At 63.0% G+C, this 17,616-nt stretch carries 19 protein-coding genes; 10 read left to right on the top strand and 9 right to left on the bottom strand.

Annotated elements, in window-relative coordinates:
• Position 1 precedes the first annotated feature (1 nt).
• Positions 2-469 carry a molybdenum cofactor biosynthesis protein MoaE gene (locus AB7I51_RS02580; RefSeq protein WP_428402695.1) on the top strand — a complete coding sequence of 156 codons (468 nt, stop codon included), beginning with the start codon at positions 2-4 and terminating at the stop codon, positions 467-469.
• A gap of 150 nt (positions 470-619) precedes the next feature.
• On the opposite strand, the gene AB7I51_RS02585 is transcribed toward AB7I51_RS02580, so the two are convergent.
• On the bottom strand, positions 620-1,198 hold the full coding sequence (locus tag AB7I51_RS02585) for a Yip1 family protein (RefSeq protein WP_428402694.1): 579 nt from the start codon (positions 1,196-1,198) through the stop codon (positions 620-622).
• A 137-nt stretch (positions 1,199-1,335) separates the two neighbouring features.
• On the opposite strand from AB7I51_RS02585, the gene AB7I51_RS02590 reads away from it, so the two are divergent.
• Positions 1,336-2,319 carry a lysylphosphatidylglycerol synthase transmembrane domain-containing protein gene (locus AB7I51_RS02590; protein ID WP_428402693.1) on the top strand — a complete coding sequence of 328 codons (984 nt, stop codon included), beginning with the start codon at positions 1,336-1,338 and terminating at the stop codon, positions 2,317-2,319.
• Between the two features lie 157 nt (positions 2,320-2,476).
• Here the strand turns inward: AB7I51_RS02590 and AB7I51_RS02595 are convergent, their stop codons facing one another.
• The 3 genes from AB7I51_RS02595 to AB7I51_RS02605 all read right to left on the bottom strand — a co-directional run bounded on the left by AB7I51_RS02595 (position 2,477) and on the right by AB7I51_RS02605 (position 4,141).
• Positions 2,477-2,752, bottom strand: coding sequence for a DUF1153 domain-containing protein (locus tag AB7I51_RS02595; protein ID WP_292527992.1), 276 nt, complete (start codon positions 2,750-2,752; stop codon positions 2,477-2,479).
• Between the two features lie 254 nt (positions 2,753-3,006).
• Positions 3,007-3,738, bottom strand: coding sequence for a cytochrome c biogenesis CcdA family protein (locus tag AB7I51_RS02600; protein WP_428402692.1), 732 nt, complete (start codon positions 3,736-3,738; stop codon positions 3,007-3,009).
• A gap of 4 nt (positions 3,739-3,742) precedes the next feature.
• Positions 3,743-4,141, bottom strand: a complete 399-nt coding sequence (locus tag AB7I51_RS02605) for a thioredoxin family protein (protein ID WP_428402691.1) — start codon at positions 4,139-4,141, stop codon at positions 3,743-3,745.
• A 96-nt stretch (positions 4,142-4,237) separates the two neighbouring features.
• Here AB7I51_RS02605 and mobA point away from each other — a divergent pair, with 96 nt between their 5' ends.
• Positions 4,238-4,852 carry a molybdenum cofactor guanylyltransferase MobA gene (gene mobA, locus AB7I51_RS02610; protein WP_428402690.1) on the top strand — a complete coding sequence of 205 codons (615 nt, stop codon included), beginning with the start codon at positions 4,238-4,240 and terminating at the stop codon, positions 4,850-4,852.
• 38 nt (positions 4,853-4,890) lie between these two features.
• Positions 4,891-5,460, top strand: coding sequence for a hypothetical protein (locus AB7I51_RS02615; RefSeq protein ID WP_428402689.1), 570 nt, complete (start codon positions 4,891-4,893; stop codon positions 5,458-5,460).
• On the opposite strand, the gene AB7I51_RS02620 is transcribed toward AB7I51_RS02615, so the two are convergent.
• Both AB7I51_RS02620 and AB7I51_RS02625 read right to left on the bottom strand, forming a co-directional pair.
• Entirely contained in the window at positions 5,457-6,488 is a 1,032-nt protein-coding gene (locus AB7I51_RS02620) for a cysteine synthase A (protein ID WP_428402688.1), read from the bottom strand. The genes AB7I51_RS02615 and AB7I51_RS02620 overlap by 4 nt on opposite strands.
• Before the next feature lie 30 nt (positions 6,489-6,518).
• Complete coding sequence (locus AB7I51_RS02625) at positions 6,519-7,403, bottom strand: aldose 1-epimerase family protein (RefSeq protein WP_428402687.1); 885 nt, start codon at positions 7,401-7,403, stop codon at positions 6,519-6,521.
• Between the two features lie 145 nt (positions 7,404-7,548).
• Between AB7I51_RS02625 and AB7I51_RS02630 the strand changes: the two genes are divergently transcribed.
• On the top strand, positions 7,549-8,232 hold the full coding sequence (locus AB7I51_RS02630; RefSeq protein ID WP_428402686.1) for a MarC family protein: 684 nt from the start codon (positions 7,549-7,551) through the stop codon (positions 8,230-8,232).
• Here AB7I51_RS02630 and AB7I51_RS02635 read toward each other — a convergent pair.
• Positions 8,229-9,419, bottom strand: a complete 1,191-nt coding sequence (locus AB7I51_RS02635) for a lipase (protein WP_428402685.1) — start codon at positions 9,417-9,419, stop codon at positions 8,229-8,231. The genes AB7I51_RS02630 and AB7I51_RS02635 overlap by 4 nt on opposite strands.
• Positions 9,420-9,700: 281 nt before the next feature.
• Here AB7I51_RS02635 and recJ point away from each other — a divergent pair, with 281 nt between their 5' ends.
• The 5 genes from recJ to AB7I51_RS02660 all read left to right on the top strand — a co-directional run bounded on the left by recJ (position 9,701) and on the right by AB7I51_RS02660 (position 15,812).
• Entirely contained in the window at positions 9,701-11,500 is a 1,800-nt protein-coding gene (gene recJ, locus AB7I51_RS02640) for a single-stranded-DNA-specific exonuclease RecJ (protein WP_428402684.1), read from the top strand.
• Positions 11,501-11,779: 279 nt separating this feature from the next.
• Positions 11,780-12,787, top strand: coding sequence for a septal ring lytic transglycosylase RlpA family protein (locus AB7I51_RS02645; protein WP_428402683.1), 1,008 nt, complete (start codon positions 11,780-11,782; stop codon positions 12,785-12,787).
• A gap of 90 nt (positions 12,788-12,877) precedes the next feature.
• A complete protein-coding gene (locus AB7I51_RS02650; RefSeq protein ID WP_428402682.1) occupies positions 12,878-14,065 on the top strand; it encodes a D-alanyl-D-alanine carboxypeptidase family protein in 1,188 nt (395 codons plus the stop codon).
• Positions 14,062-14,739, top strand: a complete 678-nt coding sequence (gene tmk / locus AB7I51_RS02655; RefSeq protein WP_428402681.1) for a dTMP kinase — start codon at positions 14,062-14,064, stop codon at positions 14,737-14,739. The genes AB7I51_RS02650 and tmk overlap by 4 nt, the downstream gene beginning before the upstream one ends.
• On the top strand, positions 14,736-15,812 hold the full coding sequence (locus AB7I51_RS02660; RefSeq protein ID WP_428402680.1) for a DNA polymerase III subunit delta': 1,077 nt from the start codon (positions 14,736-14,738) through the stop codon (positions 15,810-15,812). The genes tmk and AB7I51_RS02660 overlap by 4 nt, the downstream gene beginning before the upstream one ends.
• A gap of 238 nt (positions 15,813-16,050) precedes the next feature.
• Here the strand turns inward: AB7I51_RS02660 and AB7I51_RS02665 are convergent, their stop codons facing one another.
• Positions 16,051-17,289, bottom strand: a complete 1,239-nt coding sequence (locus AB7I51_RS02665; RefSeq protein WP_428402679.1) for a CCA tRNA nucleotidyltransferase — start codon at positions 17,287-17,289, stop codon at positions 16,051-16,053.
• Complete coding sequence (locus AB7I51_RS02670; protein ID WP_428402678.1) at positions 17,286-17,543, bottom strand: DUF6111 family protein; 258 nt, start codon at positions 17,541-17,543, stop codon at positions 17,286-17,288. Before AB7I51_RS02670 ends, AB7I51_RS02665 begins: the two co-directional genes overlap by 4 nt.
• Between the last annotated feature and the right edge of the window lie 73 nt (positions 17,544-17,616).

The raw sequence follows: 17,616 nt of genomic DNA on the forward strand, positions 1-17,616 counted from the left end.
AATGGCGCCGCGGCCGGCGCCCAATGTGCGCGTTCAGGCTGAGGATTTCGATTCGGGGCGCGAACAGGCGCTGCTGACCGCCGGACGGGGAGACATCGGCGCGCTAGTCAGCTTCATCGGCCTATGCAGGGACGAGGACGGTTCGCTCGAGTCTTTAGAGCTCGAACATTATCCCGGCATGGCGGAAGCCGAGATTGCGCGGGTCGCCGATCAGGCGCTCGAGCGATGGCCTTTGCAGGGTCTCACCATCATCCATCGCTTCGGCCGCATCCGGGCCGGCGAACGGATCGTTCTGGTGCTCGCGGCGGCGCGCCATCGCGGCGACGCCTTCGCCGCGGCGGAATTTCTGATGGACTATCTCAAGACCCGAGCGCCCTTCTGGAAGAAGGAACGCCGCGCCGACGGCGGCGCCGGCGACTGGGTCGAGGCGAAATCAGAGGACGACAGCGCCGCGGAGCGCTGGGGTTAGGCGACGCCCCGAAATAAACGAATCGGTCACAGAAGCCTTGGCGAGCCTGGAGGCTCGCGGTCCAAGGGCGGCGCATTCTGGACCGCGAGCCTCCAGGCTCGCATGGTTGCGGCGAAGACGGCTTTGGCGCGTTTAAGTCGCGGCGCCGACTTAGATCAGCTGCTGCGGCGCGATGAAATGCACCAGCCATCCGTGGAGCGCGACGGTCGCTACGGCGAGAAAAAGCGTCGCGAGGGTGAACACGTCGAGATTTTCCTTGGGCACGCGCATCATGGCCGGCAGGCCGACGGAGTAAACATAGATTCCATAGAAGCCGAGCACGTCGAGCCAGCGAAGCCCTGGGATCAACCCAAAGAGCGAAGCGAGCCAGACCGGCGTGAAGGAATAGGCGGTCAGCATCAGCGCGCGGCGGTCGTCGGTCTTTCCTTCGAAATGCGGCGCGATCGCCGATATGACGAAGGCGACGAGAAAGAAGGCCGGCAGGCTGAGGAGATATTGAACGAAAGCGCGATAGAGCCCGCCCGCGAACGTCGGGTGCATGATTCCCTGCGAGCCGTAGGAAAAGCCGAACAGCCACGAGCCGAAGAAACTCGCGAAGGGCGGGAGCAGGGCCAGTATGGCGACATAATTGCGATAGAGATCGAAGACCGATGTATCTTCTTGCGAAATCTGCGTCCATTCAGTCTGCGGGTTCAGAATTAAGCCCTTGATCCGCGAGAGCAATCTCATTCCCGTCTCCATTGATTCGCCGCAAGCGTCATAATATTTGATGCGGGCTTGCGGGCGCTGGGCGCTCCATGCGAGGGAGAATGCGGCCACTGCGGCCGGTTTGGTGATCGACGGTGCAACCTAACGCGACGGGCCGCATGAGAAAACTGCTGGAATATTTTTGGCCGACAGTCGGGCTCATCGCCGTCGTCGCGTCATTTTTCCTTCTGTACCACGAATTTAGAGGAGAATCGGTCGGCGTCGAGGTTTGGGCCAATCTGAAGGCGATACCGACGACTCACTATTTTTATGCCGGCCTGTCGACGCTTGTCGCCTATGCGGCGCTCGCTTGGTACGATCGCATCGCGCTGCTGCATTTGGGCGTCAAACATATCAACTGGCTGTTTATTTCGATCTGCTCGTTTACGACCTACGCCCTGTCGCACAATATTGGCGCGAGCGTTTTCTCCGGCGCCATGGTGCGCTATCGCGCCTATTCGACGAAGGGGCTGACCGCGACGCAAGTCGCGACGTTGGTGGTGTTGTGCTCTTATACGTTCGGCTTCGGCAATGTGCTTCTCGCTGGGCTGTTGCTCACCTACGACCCGGCGCTCATGCAGCGGCTGTCAGGCTTCCTGCCGGACGTCGTGACAAACCCGAACACCGCGCTCGTCGTCGGCCTTGGCTGCCTGGCCTTCGTCATTCTCTACATTATCGGATCGCTCATGCATTTCCGCCCGATCCACCTCTTCGGGCGCTTCGAAATTCTCTACCCACGGCCCGAAATCATGGTGCGCCAGCTCTTTGCCGCGCCGCTGGAGCTCGTCGGCGCCGCCGGCATCATCTATTTCGCGCTGCCGGAGCAGGGCAATCCGGGCTATCTCGTCGTGCTCGGCGCTTTTCTTCTGTCCTTTTCGGCGGCTCTGGTGTCACACGCGCCGGGCGGGCTCGGCATTTTCGAATTGCTGTTCATCAAGGTGATGCCCGACGTGCCGCGGCTGAAGGTTTTGGCGGCGCTATTGGTTTGGCGACTCTTCTATCTCATCATCCCCTTGCTGATCGCGCTCGTCGTCGTGGCGCTGTTCGAGCGCAAGAAGCTCGTCGAGCGCTGGCGCGGGATAGAAGAGCAGCTGCAAAAGTAAAAACGCCGGACATTCTTTTTGACCGGCGTTGAATGATTTGACGTCTGGCGTCGAGGCTAGAGCGCGTTCATGAATCATCGATTCATGAACGCGCTCTAGTTTCTTGGATTGACGCATTTTCTACGCCGAACCGGCGCCCACTTCGGCGGAAAATGCTTTAGATGCGATATTGCTGAAGACGCGTGGTTCGCAGCCCTGCAAGCCCGTGCTGGTCGATCGACATCTGCCAGCTCAGGAATTCGTCGACCGTCAGCGTGTAGCGACTGCAGGCCTCGTCGAGCGAAAGAAGGCCGCCGCGCACCGCCGCCACCACTTCCGCCTTGCGCCGAATGACCCAGCGCTTGGTCGAAGCGGGAGGCAAATCCGCAATGGTCAGCGGACTGCCATCGGGGCCGATGACATATTTGACACGGGGACGGTGCGTCTCGGTCATTTCACTCACTCGCTACTCAAACAGCCATGTAGTAGCGATCCTTATAGAGCCGTCGTTTTAAGAATTGCCTAAACCAACAGCTTCTATAAACAATGGAAAATAAACCAAATTTTAGGAAGATGCGGCAAGCGGAAGACTTTGCGCCGCGTCCGCTGTAGCCCCAGCGCCATAGTTTTTTCCAGATTTTGCCTGGATTTGCTTGCGCCAGGCCGTTGCGCGTCAAACAGGCGCGATCGTATTGATTTGGCAAAGCGCTAAAAACGGGTCGTTAACTGCGTCAACCATTCGGGCGAAGCGGCGACGAGCGCCGCTTCTATTGTCTTGTCGTAGCCCGAGACGATCAAGGCGCCGATCACAACCAGCGAGGCCCCAAGCGCTTGCTGCGCTCTTTGCCCGAAAGCGAGAAGCTGGTCGCGCCAACGCGCCATCGCCTGCCGCGACAAGGCTCCAAGCGCCATCAGCGGGGCCGCTGCGCCGAGCCCGAACGCAGCCATCGTCGCCATGACGGCGCCGAGGTCTTCGCCGCGCGCGGCGAGCACCGATGCTGCGCCGAGCGTCGGCCCGACGCATGGGCTCCAGACGGCGCCGAGCAGCAAGCCGACGCCGAACTGGCCGAACATTCCTCCATGAGCCAACCCGCCAAAAGCTGCGTTCAGCCTGTCGCTGATCGGGCCGCCGGCGGCGGAAACGCGCGCCTGCAGCCCAGGCGCGAGCATGATCACACCCAATCCGATCAGTAGAGCCGCCGCAGCGAATCGCAGCGAATCTGCGTCTAGGCCGACGGCAAAACCCACTGTCGCCACGAAAAGCCCAATCGCGACGAAGGAAATTGCAACGCCCAGCGCGAGGAGCGCCGGCGCGAATCGATGCTCCGCAGCCGCGGCGCCGAGCACCAGAGGCAGGAGCGGCAGCACGCAGGGCGACAAGGTCGATAATAGACCGGCCACAAAGGCGAAGCCGAAAGCGCCGAGCGCGCCCGCATCCATCGACTTAGAGCGCCTTGGCGAGAAGCGCCGAGATTGCGCCCGGGTCGGTCACGCCGACTGAGCGCCCGACTTCCTTATCGCCTTTGAAGATGATGAGCGTGCTTTGCCGGTTGGCTCTCAGCGTGCGGAGCGCGCTCTTCTGACTGTCAAAGTCGACGCGGAACATGACGACGTCGGCAAATTTCGGATCGGCTTCAACGCGCCGCACCGTCGGCTCCTGGGCGCGGCAGGTCGGACACCATGGCGCAAAGACATGCACGATGATCGACTTGCCCGCTTTTTGCGCAGCGTCGAAGGCCTGCGGCGCAAAATTCTGCTCAGCAGCGACTGCCGGCGAGAGCGAAGCGAGAAGAGCGGAAGCAAAAACAAGGACGACAGCGGCAAGACGGCGGCGTGAGATCATTGGGTTCCCTCGGACAGCTTCCCTTTGCGCGAGCGGCGCTCAGGGTTATGAACGAAACATAGTAACGCCCTTGCTTGACGCCAATCCGGAAGGCACATGAGAGACTGCATTGGCGTCATACTCGCCGGCGGACTGGCGCAGCGGATGGGCGGCGGCGACAAGCCGCTCGCCGAGATCGCCGGCCAGCCGATCCTTCAGCATGTGATCGATAGGCTGAGGCCCCAATGCGGGCTTCTCGCGATTAACGCCAATGGCGATCCGGCCCGCTTTTCGGCGTTCGGCCTGCCGGTCGTCGCCGACAGCGTCGAGGGCTTCGCTGGACCGCTCGCCGGCGTTCTCGCAGGCATGGACTTCGCCGCCGCGAGCGGCGCCGCCGATGTGCTCAGCGCGCCGGGCGACACGCCATTCCTGCCTGCCGATCTCGTCTCGCGGCTCGAAGCCGCCCGAAAGCAAGCGGGCGCGGGTATCGCCGTCGCCGCGTCGAACGGGCGAATCCATCACGCTGTCGCACTGTGGCCGGTCGCGCTGCGCGAGGATTTGCGGCGCGCGCTCATCGAGGAAGGCGAGCGCAAAGTGTCCGCCTTCATCGGGCGCTATGCGAATGCCGTCGTCGGCTGGCCGGCCGAGCTTTATGATCCCTTCTTCAACGTCAACAAGCCGGAGGATTTGGCTCGCGCCGAGGCGATAGCCAAGGAGGGATCGCACGGCTAGATTGACGCGCGACGAAGGCTGGGGGACTGACGCCGGCGATGAGCGTGCAAGCAAAAAAGAGCGTTAAGGAGAAAGTCGAGGAGGAAGCCAAGGCCTTCCTTCCGGTCTTCTTATATGTGTGGTTCCTGCTCGCCGTGCTCGGCGTGCATAAGTCGATTGTCCTGTCTCAGGCGCATATCGTGGAGCATCAGGGCTTCGCCGTCGTCAAGGCGCTTGCTTTCGCCAAAGTGCTGTTCGTCGCCAACAAGTTCGGCGTGTGGCGCGTCTTCGACAAAATGCCGCTGATCGTGCCCATTCTGGCCAAGTCGTTCCTCTACGGGGTGCTGCTCATCGACATGGACATGTTTGAGCAGGCGCTGCTCGAGCATTTTTGGCCGTCCCATGTGGACCATGACGGCGTGGATCTCGACAATTTGCGCACATTGATCTCAGTTGCGCTCGTGACCTTCTCTGCGCTGATCCCCTTCTTCGGCTATCGCGAATTCGCGAAACTCGTCGGAGAGAAGGAGTTGCAGAAGGTCCTCTTCCTGCGTCGCGAGTCATTCGTTCCGCGGCGCGAGGCCGAGCGACCGGCGGCCGAGGCGGCTGTGGAAACCGTCAAAAGCTAAACGAAACCTGGATCAATCGTTGCCGCCCCTTCGAGCCAAGGCGGGGTCGGCAGCTTCTGACTGCGCAGAAAGGCGGGGTTGAAGAGTTTCGAAGCGTAGCGCGCGCCGCCGTCGCACAGCACGGTGACGATGGTATTGCCGGGACCCATATCGCGGGCGAGGCGGATCGCCCCGGCGACATTGATTCCGGAAGAGCCGCCGAGCAGCAGTCCTTCCTTCTCGGCGAGGTCGAAGACGACCCGCAGCGCCTCGTCGTCCGGAATGCGATAGGCGACGTCGACCGGCGCGCCTTCGAGATTGGCGGTGATCCGGCCCTGGCCGATGCCCTCTGTGATCGACGAGCCTTCGGCCTTCAACTCTCCGGTCGTGTAATAAGAATAGAGCGCCGCCCCATATGGATCGGCGAGCCCGATCTTCACTTCCGGATTTCTTTCCTTGAGCGCCATGCCAACGCCGGCGAGCGTTCCGCCGGTCCCGCAGGCGCAGATGAAGGCGTCGACCGCGCCGTCGAGCTCTTCGTAGATTTCGGGACCGGTGGTGGTGAGATGGGCGACGCGATTGGCGACATTGTCGAACTGGTTGGCCCAGACGGCGCCGTTCGGCTCTTCCCTGGCGAGGCGCTCGGCTAGGCGTCCAGACAGCTTCACGTAATTATTGGGATTGGCGTATGGAACCGCCGGCACTTCGACGAGCTGCGCGCCCTGGAGCCTGAGCATGTCCTTCTTTTCCTGGCTCTGCGTGTCGGGAATGACGATCACCGTGCGAAAGCCGAGCGCATTGGCGACGAGCGCGAGGCCAATGCCGGTATTGCCGGCGGTGCCTTCGACGATCGTTCCGCCCGGCTTCAACAATCCCTTTGCGCAGGCGTCTTCGACGATCGACAGCGCGGCGCGGTCCTTCACGGAGCCGCCGGGATTCATGAATTCGGCCTTGCCGAGGATGCGGCACGCGGTCGCCTTCGAAGCTGCGCGCAATTCGATGAGCGGCGTGCGTCCGATGGCTTCAATGACGCTGGAGGCGACGGTCATTCGCGATTCCCGGTGAGAGGCCGATCGTTCCTAGCCGACCGACGCCTTTCTCTCAAAGGCGAAAATCGCGCCATGCCGCGCGCGCTCGCCGGGCGCCAGCAGCCTCATGGAAGGCTTTTCGTAGAGATCGCCGCGAAAATCCTCGGGGTCGCCGTAGCCTGTCCACTCCTCTATGCACAGATAGGGCGCGGGCGGCAGCGTCCAAAATCCAACATGAGGAAAATCTTCCAACGTCACTGAAAGGCGTCCGCCCTCGCCATTGTCGAAGACGAGGCTGCGGCTTGCAATATTGAGGAAGCACAGCGCGTCGTGCATGAACATCTGCGGTTCGAGCGGCAGCCGTCGACCGACCAACGGGGTTTTGCGCAGCGATTTCGAGAGGAGGCCGCCGGGAGCGATGACGGGAACGTCGGCGCATTCCTCGGCCTCGAAGATGATCGCATGCGGCGCGTTGGAGCCGGCAAGCGGCCAGCGAAAGGCGGGATGCAGGCCGCAAGCATAGGGCAGGGGCCGCGAATCAATGTTCGCGACGATCAGACTGATTTCCAACGCGCCGGCATGGAGCCGGAATTCCGCCTCGAACCGGAAGGCGAAGGGATAGAGCGCTCGGGTCTCGTCATCGTCGACAAGCGCGAGGCGCAGATAGTCGTCGCGGCGCTCGGCGACGTCGAACTTCTTCTTCCACGCGAAACCGTGAAGCCCCAGCGGATAGGTTTTGCCGTCGACGCGGACGCAGTCGTTGCGCGTCCAGCCGACGATAGGAAACAACACAGGCGCTGTCTGGTCCCAGATTTTGGGGTCCTTCGCCCAAATCATGTCGACGCCTTGCGCGCGCCAGGCGGCAAGCTCCGCGCCGAAGGGGTTAATCTCCGCATGGTCGCCGGAGAGATGGGTGAGCGCGATCACGTCGGTCATAATCCAATCCTATCGTGAAGGGCCGGTTCGAGCGAATGGATACAATATCAGCAATCTGCCGCTACGCCGCTTGAGCGGCCGCAATCGCCGAAATAATGTCGCGCCGCGATGCCTCGCGCATGTCGAACGCCAGTGAGAAGTGATTATGACGATTAGCGGTCTGCTCGCGGATTTCGGCGCTGGGCATTTCAGGGTGGAGTTGACGCTCTTTTTCTCGACATTCACCACCTTGCTGGCCGTGATCAATCCTTTCGAGGTGCTGCCGGTCTTCCTGATGCTCGAGAGCGGCAAGGGCAATGAGGAGCGGCGTCGCGTCGCCTTCATGGCCTGCCTTTATGCGCTGCTGCTCATCCTGTTCTTCTTGTTCTTTGGCGCCGTGATCCTGAAAATATTCGGCGTCTCGCTCGCCATGGTGCGCATCGCCGGCGGCATCGTGCTGACGCGAATCGGATTTGAGCTGTTCCTGCCGTCGTCGAATGGAGAAAGCAGCCTGGCGCCCGCCGGCCCCGACGCTAATATCGCCTTCATGCCGCTTGCAATGCCGCTGATGATCGGTCCCGGCCCGATCGCGACGGTCCTAGGCATGATGGCGACAATCGAGCATTCTACCCATGAAGCGCTGGCCTTCGGCGCCATCCTCGCCGCAATTTTTTTCGCGGTCGCCGTTACGTACGGCTGTCTCGTTTTCGCGACGCGACTAACCAGGACGCTGGGACCGCACGGGATCGACGCGGCGACCAGAATCGTCGGCTTTTTCGTCTCGGCGATGGGGGTGTCGCTGGTCTTCAGCGGCGTGATCGACGCCCTAAAGTCGAACGGCGTCGGCTAAAGCCCGCGCAAGGTCTCGCCGAGCCGGGAATAAACCTCGCGATGCGCGTCGCGCAGTCCGGGCACCCAGGGTTTGAGCTGCGCCCCGACGACTGCGTCGAAATGATCGAAGCGCTGGCCTATCGCCTTGTCGAGATATTCATAATACCAGCGCCCCGGTTTGAGCCTTTGGCGTCTGAAGACGCCTTCGCCTCCCACCGGCTCCTGCCGCGCCGTAAACGGATAGCGCTGCGAAATGACGCTCACCGCGCCGTCATTGGGGCGCCACTGCGGCAGCGAAAGGTCGCCGCCGCCCCAGCCATCGATCGGCGCCTTGGCGAATCTCGCCTCTCGCGCCTGATAAAGCGCCGGCTGCCAGAGAACCGGATGAATGGTCGGATCAGGCCGCCAGGTCTTGCCGAAGAAGCCGGAAGGGCGGGCATGGGTGGCGTTGGTCACGAGCGAGAGATAGTAGGTGCCGTGATGCGATCTGAACCGGGCGTTGGCGTTGCGGCAGCCCTGCAGAGTCATGTCGAAGATGAGATTGTCCTCGCCGTCGACGAAAGCGCCTGCATCCAGACGCGCCATCGCCTCCAGCGAGTCCGCTTGGCCCTCCGTCCACTGATCGAGATGGAGATCGAAAGGCTTGCGCATCGCGGTCGGCACGCCGGCGGCCATTCCTAGGAAATTGAAGGACTCGGCGATCAGCTGGCTCGCTCTGCGTCTGAAACGGCCGTCTCCATGGTCGCATCCGAAGCCGTAGGGCAGCAAGGATCCGTTAATGGCGCCGGCGATGCTGATGACGCCTTCGATCCAGGCCGCGTTCGTTTCCCGCTCCCAGAAATCGTCCGCGAGAAGCGCCTGCAACTGCATGGCGGTCTGGGCGCCGGCTCCATGGCCGACGAGGATCACGGGGTTCCTTTCCGACCAGTCGGGGGCGAAAGGACTCGCATATTCACGCGAATAGCGGGCGTGGCGCGCCTCATTGCTGTGCCGCTCGCCATAGTCGACCCGTCCGCCGCCGATCTGGGCGAAAAGCTCGCAGGCGCGATCGTGAAAGGAGCTGACCGGACCGACCTTCGCTTCATGGACCGCAAAGGGTTCGCCGATCTGGCCGAGCGCGTCGCCCCAATAGGGAAGTCCGAACTCTCGAGGCCCCCAGCCGAAGAAATCATGCACGAAAATGATATGCGTGGATTTGAGCGCCATACTCCGGTCCGGCATCGATAGAAATTCAAAATAATTCGAACGTCGCTCTGGCGTCGCGCAGAGCGCAAACTTCACGCACTTTGCCCGGCCAAACGCTTCATCAAAATGCATGGGGTGAGAAGAACTTTCATTCTGAGCCAGCCAATTAACGAAGATGTTAGGTGAATTTCAAGGGCTTAGAAATTCGACTTTATTTTGCTGCGACGATTTAGTGACCGACTGCGAGCGATGGCGCTTGCGTCGGTTGCGGGCAACGCTTAGCGAATGTCTTCGAGGCAGCAATGTCCGATTCGATGTTTCCGGCATTTCTCGGGGTCGAGCGCTCCGTGCTCGGCCAACGCTGGCGTGGTCGGCTCGACGCCAGAGGCGAGGCGCAAGCCCTCGCGCTGACCCAGGCGCATGGGATCGATGATTTTCTTGCGCGGGTCATCGCCGGACGCGGCGTCACAGTGGCTGACGCCGAGAGCTATCTCGACCCCAAGCTACGCGACCTGATGCCGGATCCGTCATCGCTACGCGACATGGACGCCGCGACCGAACGGATGGCGCGAGCAATCGAAACTGGCGAGCAGATCGCCATTTTCGGGGACTATGACGTTGACGGCGCCTGCTCCGCCGCGCTTCTCGTCGACTTTTGGCGCGCGGCCGGCGCGTCGAAGCCTTTTGTGCATATTCCCGACCGGATCGTCGAAGGCTATGGGCCCAATGTCGAAGCGATCCGCGATCTTGCGGCGCGCGGCGCGACTCTCCTGGTCACCGTCGATTGTGGAACCGCGAGTCACGAGGCTTTCGCCATTGCGCGCTCCATCGGTCTCGACGTGATCGTTTTCGATCATCATCAGGCTCCCGAGGTCTTGCCCGAGGCGCTCATCGTCAATCCGAACCGTCTGGACGAGATTTCGGGGCAGGGCGCGCTCTGCGCGGCGGGAGTCGTGTTTCTAGCGCTCGTCGGCCTGTCGCGGACGCTACGGGCGCGCGGCTGGTGGAATGTTGACCGCGCCGCGCCGGACCTCCTCGCAGCGCTCGATCTCGTTGGGCTAGCCACCGTCGCCGACGTGGCGCCGCTCGCGCGGCTAAACCGGGCGCTGGTCGCCAAGGGCCTGATGGTGATGGCCGCACGGTCGCGTCCGGGCCTCGCCGCGCTTATGGACGCCGCCCGGTTGGACGGACCGCCGCGCGCTCGCGACCTCGGCTTCGCGCTCGGGCCGCGCATCAATGCCGGCGGTCGGATCGGCGACGCCGGACTCGGCGCGCGACTTCTGACGCTCGCCGACGAGGCCGAAGCGCGTCGCATCGCCCTCGAGCTCGATCGTCTGAACGGCGAGCGTCAGATCGTCGAAAGGGCCGCCTTGGAGCAGGCGACCGCTCTGGCCGAAGCGCAGTTGGCGAGATCGAATTTGCTGTCATGCCTCGTCCTTGAGGGCGACGATTGGCATCCAGGCGTTGTCGGCCTGATTGCGTCTCGCTTAAAGGAACGCTTTAATACTCCAACATTTATATTTGCTTTTAATGGAGAAATTGGAACAGGATCAGGTAGGAGTTTAAGTGGCGTCGACCTTGGTTCGGCGGTCCGGCGCGCCGTCGATCTGGGCTTTGCCGTCAAAGGCGGCGGGCACGCGATGGCCGCCGGCGCGACGCTCGCACGCGATCGATTCGACGATTTTCGGGTCTTTATGAACGAGGCGCTCGAAGCTTCCGTCGAGGCCGCCCGGCGCGAAAACGCGCTGGTCCTCGACGCCGCCCTCGCGGGGAGAGGGGTCAGTCTCGATCTGCTCCGACGGGTCGAACGGGCGGGGCCTTTTGGACAGGGCAATCCGGAGCCGCTGTTTGTTCTGCCCGAGCAGCAGGTCGCATTCGCGCAGATCGTCGGGGCCGACCATGTCCGTGCCCGACTGCGTTCACGCGACGGCGCGACGGTCGACGCCATCGCCTTCCGCGCCGCAAATTCGCCGCTCGGCGAGGCGCTTCTCAGAGCAGACGGCGCGCCGTTCCACGTCGCCGCAAAACTGTCATCCAATGTTTTTCGCGGCGTCGAGCGCGTGGAAACGCGAATCGTCGATCTCGCGCGGATTGAAAATTGAATGAAGCAGGGGAGACTGTGGCGCCCCCGCCACACTTCTTTCCAATCTCTTTATGCGCACGCAGTTATGCCGCGACTGTCGCATTTTGGTCCCATTTGGGCAGCCTCCTGTCGCGAGCGTAACTGCGTTTAACGTCAACTTCATACATCAGCGAGAAAATCCGCAGGTCGCATTCGCGCGACAGTTTTTCGTCGCGCCGAAAAATGGAGAGGCGTCGCCATGCAACGCGTCTTTCATTGCTGACCGGCGGCTCGAAGGATGAGGGCAAGGACCGTCAGGATGCGATCTGTCGTCTTCAAGACCAAAGTTTGTGAACGGCGCCCCATCCCCAGCCCGAAAATACTCGCCAAACTGCTGCCTCTTATCTGTGTCGGCGCGCTCGCCGGCTGCTCTTCCACCGGCTCGCACAGGAACGCGAGCCTCGGCGGTCTCGGCCAGATCGACCCGCGCTACGGCGTGCGTCCAAGTCCGCGGGTGATTGCAGAGGGCGAGGAAGTGCCGAAAGGCGGCGGCGCCTATATGGTCGGCAAGCCTTACAAGATCGCCGGCCGAACCTATTATCCGAGCGAAAAGCCCTATTCCGCGGTCGGAACCGCGTCCTGGTACGGGTCGGATTTTCACGGACGCCGCACCGCCAATGGCGAAATATTCGACCGGGCGTCGATTTCCGCCGCGCACCCGACCATGCCGCTCCCGAGCTATGCGCGAGTCACCAATCTGCGCAATGACCGTTCGATGGTGGTGCGGGTCAATGACCGCGGGCCTTACCACGGCGGACGCGTGATGGACGTCTCGCAGCGGGTGGCGGAAGCGCTCGATTTCCATGGCGTGGGGACGACGCGCGTCAAGGTGGACTGGATCGGGCGCGCCGATCTCGACGGGGACGACGACGCCAAACTTTTGGCGACGCTACGCGACGATGGCGCGCCAGCGCAGCTCGACGCCACGCCCTGGACCATGCTGGCCTCGGCGATTGACGCGCCGGCGCAAACGGCGCGCACTTACGTAAGAGCGGAGGCGGCGGAACTCGCCGCGCGAATCGCCTATGAGAACGCTCAGGCGTCCCAAGAACAAACTCTGGCCTATGCCGAGCAGGAAATAGACGCGCCGCTGCCGCCGTCGCGCGAGGAAGCCGGGATCGACGAACAGCCTGTCGCGTCAACCCGGAAGGCGCAGACCGCCGTCGCGCCGCTGCCGCCTGCGCGGCCCGCGCATTTTGGCGCGCGTCAGCCTTCGGCGCGAGACGCCATCCGGCAGGCGCTGAACGCCTCGACCAAGACCAACTGACCGGAATATGTCGAGATTGCAATTTTCGACGCCGCGCGCCATCTTCTCCGCGCTCCGCCGCGCTGCGGCGTCAACAAGGGGAGCGCGCCCTTGCCAAAATTTCCAGTGCGATGCCTGATCCTGGCCCTCCTTGCATTGGCGGGGGCAGGGATAAATTCCGCCGTCGCCCAAGGCTTTCAAACGAGCGTCCCAAGCGCGATTCTGATCGACGCCGGCACCAACACCGTTCTGTTTGAGAAAAACGCCGACGATTTCGCCAAGCCCGCCTCGACTGTCAAAATTCTAACTGCCGAACTGATCTTTCAGGCTCTGGCCGAAGGCAAGCTGAAGCTCGACGACCAATTCACCGTCTCCGAGCACGCCTGGCGCACCGGCGGCGCGCCGGCCGGCGGTTCGGCGATGTTCCTCCCGCTCAACAGCAGCGCACGCGTCGAAGACCTGCTGCGCGGTCTGGTGATCCAATCCGGCAATGACGCCGCGATTACGCTCGCGGAAGGTCTGGCGGGTTCCGAAGAAGGATTCGTGACGCGGATGAACAAGCGCGCGTCCGAGCTTGGCCTTGTCAAATCGCGCTTCGGCAATCCCTGGGGGATGGACGGTCCCGACCAGAAGGTGACGGCACGCGAAATGGCGAAGCTCGCGGCGTATGTCATCAAGACTTATCCTCAGTTTTACGGCTATTTCGGCGAAAAAGAGTTCACCTGGAACAAGATACGCCAGCAGAATCGTAATCCGCTGCTCACGATGAGCATCGGGGCGGACGGGCTGAAGACCGGCCATATCGACAAAGAAAGCGGCTTTGGTCTGGTCGGTTCCGCGACGCAGGACGGCAGGCGCCTCATCGTCGCCATTTATGGCGCGAAGACTGCGAAGGAGCGAGGCGAAGAAGCGCGGAAATTGCTGCAATGGGGATTCCGCAACTTCGAAGAGAAGGAGCTGTTCAAGGCCGGCGAGCCGATCGGGCCGGCCCAAATCTATGGCGGCACGCAAGGCTCGGTGGAGCTGACGGCCAAGGAAGATATCAAGGTGCTTTTGCCGCGCGGCGCGAATGAGAGGCTGATGGGCAAGATCGTCTACGAAGGTCCTGTGCTGGCGCCGGTCGAAGCGGGGACGGTCGTCGGCCGGCTTGAAATCAAACGCGGCAACGCGGTCGTGCTTGAACAGCCGCTGCAGACCGCCGAGTCGGTCGAAGAGGGATCGCTTCCGCGGCGCGCTTTCGACGCCATTTACGAATCCGCCGCCGCCGCCATTCACCAGAAACTGTTCGGCAAGAAATGACCTTCCTGATGACGCCCGAAAGAGGCCGCTTCATCACCTTCGAAGGCGGCGAGGGCGTCGGCAAGTCGACGCAGCTTGCGCGCCTCGCCGAACATTTGCGCGAGTGCGGCCTTGAAGTAGTGACGACGCGCGAGCCGGGCGGCACGCCAAAAGCCGAGAAGCTCCGTGATTTTTTGCTTGCGGGACGCGCGGCGCCGCTCGGTCCGCTTGCCGAGGCGGCGCTGTTTTCCGCGGCGCGCGCTGACCATGTCGCGACGCTGATCGCGCCCGCCCTGAAACGCGGCGCTTGGGTGCTGTGCGATCGCTTCGCCGATTCGACCAGCGCCTATCAGGGCGCGCGCGGCGGCGTGGACGCCAGGACTCTGGCCTTGCTTGAAAGGGCGGCGGTGAGCGAGACGCGGCCAGATCTCACCATCGTGCTCGACCTGCCGGCGCGGGAAGGCTTGGCGCGAGCGGCCGAGCGGCGAGACGGACGCGAGGAGGTCGACCGTTTCGAAAGCGAGGACCCCTCCTTCCATGAGGAGTTGCGGCAGGCCTTTCTCGACATCGCCGAAAACGAACCGGAACGCTGCTGCGTGATCGACGCCGCCAGATCGGTCAACGACGTTGCGAGCGCGGTGCGCGCCGTCGTTCACGACCGCTTCCTTGCGCATGCTGCGCAAGCCGCGCAATGAGCCGCGACGAAGCGAATCCCGAAAGCGACCGCTACGACGACGCCCCGCATCCGCGGGAGACTCTCGCCCTGTTCGGCCATGTCGACGCGGAACGCGAACTGCTCGACGCCTACCGCCGCAACAAAATGGCGCAGGCCTGGATCATCGGCGGGCCGGAAGGCGTCGGCAAGGCGACGCTCGCCTGGCGGCTGGCGCGATTTCTCCTCGCCCATCCTGAACCCGGCGCGCCGGCGGTTCAGGCCGCCGAAAGTCTCGCGGTGGCGGAAAACCATCCGGCTTCGCGCCGCATCGCCTCGCTGGCGCTCGCCGATATTTTTCTGCTGCGCCGCGCCTGGAACGAGAAGACCAAAAAGCATTTCACCGAAATTCGCATCGAAGAGGTGCGCAAAGTCTTACAGGCCTTCCATCAGGCTTCGGGAACTGGCGGCTGGCGCATCGGCATCGTCGACTGCGCCGACGATCTCAATCGCGCCAGCGCCAACGCGCTTTTAAAGCTCATCGAGGAGCCGCCCGAACGGTCGCTGTTTCTGCTCGTCGCGCATCAGCCGGGGCGCATCCTGCCGACGATCCGTTCGCGCTGCCGCAGGCTGATGCTGGGGGCCCTGTCGCCGGAAGATGTGATCGCCGCGGTGAACAGTCTCGGCCCGCCATGGTCGCAGGCGCCGGAGGCGGACCTCATCGCCGCCACGGCGCGCGCCGAAGGCTCGGTGCGCGAGGCGTTGCGGTTGCTGGGAGATGACGGCGTCGCCTTCGACGCCGTCGTGCGAAAGCTGTTCGAAAGGCTGCCGCAGGTCGATTGGCTCGGCGCGCATCTGCTCGCCGACAAGCTCACCGGCCGCGACAATGAAGCCGCCTATGAGACCTTTATGCGCGCAACGCAGAGGCATCTCGACGCGCGAGTGCGGCAGCTTGCGGGAACTGGCGCACCGCCGATCACGCTGGCCGGATACGCCCGCGCCTGGGAGGAGATTCGCGACGCCGCGCGTGAGACCGAAGTGTTCAACTTCGACAAGCGCGCTTTGGTGCTGGGGGTTTTCGAGCGGCTGGCGACGGCGGAGCGCCAAACGCGATGAAAGACGAATATGACTTCTCGAAAGGCGAACGTGGAAAGTTCTTTCGCGGCGAGCTCGAATTATGTCCTCCCGTCCATTTCGAGCGGGAAGTAAGGGAGTTTTTTGCTGTCGCGCGCCGAGGCCAAAGGACATTCGCTTGATGAAATCGTCAACGAATTGCTCAAGGAAGACATTCGGCGCAATCAGGCGGCGAGCTGATGGCCTGGCCTCTCGCGACAAGCGAGACGGTGGCGCCATTCTAACGCCCATCCTTCCCGACCGCCTCCTCGAGTAGCCGCATCACCACCACTGGGTCGCGCGGGAAGCCGGCGCGCATCCATTCGGCCTGCAATAATCTCAGCGCTTCGCCCAAAGCCTTGCCGGGCGCGACGCCGCGGGCGATGAGATCGGCGCCTTTTATTGGAAAGGCGGGCGCTGGCGTCTCTTCGAGAAAACGCGCGGCCTCGAGCCAATCGGCGTCATCCGCCGCCGAGGCGCTTTCCGCATGGGCAAGCGCGAGGGCGTCGGCCGCTGCTCGGGCGCCGCACAAAAACAGCATCTCGCGCAGATGAGAGGGAGGCGGGGGGGCGTCGCGTCCGTGCAGCGGCGCGAGCGTTCGCGCCGCCCCCACGAGCCGCGCGAATTCGTCGTTGGAGAGCCTGAGGCGATCGCGCAGCCGTTCGGCGTCTTCAACCGTCAGCGTCGAAAAGGACGCGAGCCGCAAGACCGCGTCCGCCGGCTTGCCCATGGCCGCCTCGCGGTCGGCGAGACGCTGCAGGCGCGAGGGATAACCGATGCCGAGGATCACCTCGATGACGCCGGCGTGCGACATGGCGCGCAGAGTCTCGGGCGCCCGGCGCGCCAGCAGCAGCTTCATCAATTCGGCGCGGATTCGTTCGCGAGACAGGCGCGATAGATTTTCCCGCGCAACGATCGACTCATGCAGGCCTTCGCGGTCGAACGGGCCTTCGCCATGCGAGGCGTTGAAGCGAAAGAAGCGCAGGATGCGCAGATAATCCTCGCGAATCCGCGTCGCGGCGTCGCCGATGAAGCGGACGCGCCGCGCTTCAATATCCGCCAAGCCGCTAGTGTAATCGTGAATCTCGCCGTCGGGAGAAAGCGACAGCGCATTGATGGTGAAGTCGCGGCGCTTCGCGTCCTGTTCGAAATCGCCGCCAAAGCGCACCTTGGCGAAGCGCCCGTCGGTCTCCACGTCCTCGCGCAGCGTCGTGACTTCATAGGGCGTTCCGGCGACGACGATGGTCACGGTGCCATGCTCGATCCCCGTCGGCACGCCTTTGAGGCCCGCGTCGCGCGCGGCTGCAAGGACCGCGTCCGGCAGCGCCGTCGTAGCGAGGTCGATCTCATGAGGCGGAAGGCTGAGCAGGGCGTCGCGCACGGCGCCGCCGACGACGCGGCTCTCTGCGCCGGTCTTGGCGAGCGCCGTGAAGAGGGTCGCCAACCGAGGATCGTCGAGAAGTCTCCGCGCCGCAATCATTCGAAACGGCCCGGCTTCAATTTTCCGTTCTCGACATGGGCCGGCACATAAGCGCCCTGGTTCAGCCGGGTAAGGCCGATCGTGACCACGCCGACGATGGCGACGAGAAGACCCGCGATGGTAAGCAGCGAGACGATCCTGCCATGCCAGAGTTCGCGCACGAAGGGCCAGCGCCGCTGCAACAGATGGAAAAGCGCGTAGGCGACGAAAGGCGTAAGAAAGAGCAGGGCGGTTTCGACGATTGCGCGCCACATCAGCGAGAGCGCCTTTCAGAATGAGAGCCGGCGACAGAATATACGCCGAATATACATGGCGTTGGTCGGATGG

Origin of the sequence: Methylocystis sp. (assembly GCF_050246715.1) — a bacterium.
GTDB lineage: Bacteria > Pseudomonadota > Alphaproteobacteria > Rhizobiales > Beijerinckiaceae > Methylocystis.

What these genes read in the sequence shown, in the direction of transcription:
- AB7I51_RS02580 (WP_428402695.1), top strand. Translation starts at nt 2, where the DNA reads ATGGCGCCGCGGCCGGCGCCCAATGTGCGCGTTCAGGCTGAGGATTTC.
- AB7I51_RS02585 (WP_428402694.1), bottom strand. Translation starts at nt 1,198, where the DNA reads ATGAGATTGCTCTCGCGGATCAAGGGCTTAATTCTGAACCCGCAGACT.
- AB7I51_RS02590 (WP_428402693.1), top strand. Translation starts at nt 1,336, where the DNA reads ATGAGAAAACTGCTGGAATATTTTTGGCCGACAGTCGGGCTCATCGCC.
- AB7I51_RS02595 (WP_292527992.1), bottom strand. Translation starts at nt 2,752, where the DNA reads ATGACCGAGACGCACCGTCCCCGTGTCAAATATGTCATCGGCCCCGAT.
- AB7I51_RS02600 (WP_428402692.1), bottom strand. Translation starts at nt 3,738, where the DNA reads ATGGATGCGGGCGCGCTCGGCGCTTTCGGCTTCGCCTTTGTGGCCGGT.
- AB7I51_RS02605 (WP_428402691.1), bottom strand. Translation starts at nt 4,141, where the DNA reads ATGATCTCACGCCGCCGTCTTGCCGCTGTCGTCCTTGTTTTTGCTTCC.
- mobA (WP_428402690.1), top strand. Translation starts at nt 4,238, where the DNA reads ATGAGAGACTGCATTGGCGTCATACTCGCCGGCGGACTGGCGCAGCGG.
- AB7I51_RS02615 (WP_428402689.1), top strand. Translation starts at nt 4,891, where the DNA reads ATGAGCGTGCAAGCAAAAAAGAGCGTTAAGGAGAAAGTCGAGGAGGAA.
- AB7I51_RS02620 (WP_428402688.1), bottom strand. Translation starts at nt 6,488, where the DNA reads ATGACCGTCGCCTCCAGCGTCATTGAAGCCATCGGACGCACGCCGCTC.
- AB7I51_RS02625 (WP_428402687.1), bottom strand. Translation starts at nt 7,403, where the DNA reads ATGACCGACGTGATCGCGCTCACCCATCTCTCCGGCGACCATGCGGAG.
- AB7I51_RS02630 (WP_428402686.1), top strand. Translation starts at nt 7,549, where the DNA reads ATGACGATTAGCGGTCTGCTCGCGGATTTCGGCGCTGGGCATTTCAGG.
- AB7I51_RS02635 (WP_428402685.1), bottom strand. Translation starts at nt 9,419, where the DNA reads ATGGCGCTCAAATCCACGCATATCATTTTCGTGCATGATTTCTTCGGC.
- recJ (WP_428402684.1), top strand. Translation starts at nt 9,701, where the DNA reads ATGTCCGATTCGATGTTTCCGGCATTTCTCGGGGTCGAGCGCTCCGTG.
- AB7I51_RS02645 (WP_428402683.1), top strand. Translation starts at nt 11,780, where the DNA reads ATGCGATCTGTCGTCTTCAAGACCAAAGTTTGTGAACGGCGCCCCATC.
- tmk (WP_428402681.1), top strand. Translation starts at nt 14,062, where the DNA reads ATGACCTTCCTGATGACGCCCGAAAGAGGCCGCTTCATCACCTTCGAA.
- AB7I51_RS02660 (WP_428402680.1), top strand. Translation starts at nt 14,736, where the DNA reads ATGAGCCGCGACGAAGCGAATCCCGAAAGCGACCGCTACGACGACGCC.
- AB7I51_RS02665 (WP_428402679.1), bottom strand. Translation starts at nt 17,289, where the DNA reads ATGATTGCGGCGCGGAGACTTCTCGACGATCCTCGGTTGGCGACCCTC.
- AB7I51_RS02670 (WP_428402678.1), bottom strand. Translation starts at nt 17,543, where the DNA reads ATGTGGCGCGCAATCGTCGAAACCGCCCTGCTCTTTCTTACGCCTTTC.